The sequence below is a fragment of the Sutterella massiliensis genome (assembly GCF_016899755.1).
Classification (GTDB): Bacteria; Pseudomonadota; Gammaproteobacteria; order Burkholderiales; family Burkholderiaceae_F; genus Sutterella; species Sutterella massiliensis.
This window is the reverse complement of record NZ_JACJJC010000224.1, coordinates 1-578: the sequence shown is the minus strand read 5'-3', so window position 1 is coordinate 578 and position 578 is coordinate 1. Positions and strand designations below refer to the sequence as shown.

At 54.8% G+C, this 578-nt stretch carries 1 protein-coding gene; it reads left to right on the top strand.

The annotated features are described in order from the left end of the window. The coding region (locus H6A60_RS14355; RefSeq protein ID WP_239477747.1) for a hypothetical protein at positions 1-407 on the top strand (407 nt) is incomplete at its 5' end. Positions 408-578: the final 171 nt, after the last annotated feature.

Sequence of the window (578 nt, the reverse complement as noted above, 5' to 3'; positions counted from 1 at the left end):
TCCTTGAAAAGACGGAAGCCGTCTTCGCCGCCGTGTACGGGACAGGGAACGTGTCTGCCGATCCGTTCCATGGCAGGCCCAAGATGCGGCGCGAGTGCGCTGCATATGTCGTACCAGCGTCCCTCTGCCGCAATTTTGACTTCCTTAAGATTGAACGACATGACGTTCTGTTCCGGAAAAGTTACCGAAGTCCTTTTCTGCAAATTGTGCCCGAGAAACCGGCGCAAAGCGCCGGTTGCCCGAGTGTTTTCAACCACCCGATATCGGCGGCTGCCAACTCGATCAAGGCCTTTGCAACCTCGACCGCCTTTACCGACTCAGATACAGTCGTCTCAACGTCGAATCCTGCCGATGCGGAATCGAGGTCGTTAATGAGCAAAGTTCGGATTCAATTCCCGCTGGCCTGACGAGTCGGATCATTTTGTCTGTATCGAAATTTCCGTCCGTCAGCAAATGGAGGCACCGATGCAGCCTGAGTGGAGCGCAAAATCCCGCCCTCGAAATCAACCGCGCCGCAGCAAAAGCAACCGCAGATGCTGTCTCTTAAACACAACTGACGCTCCCGACGATCAACTCAG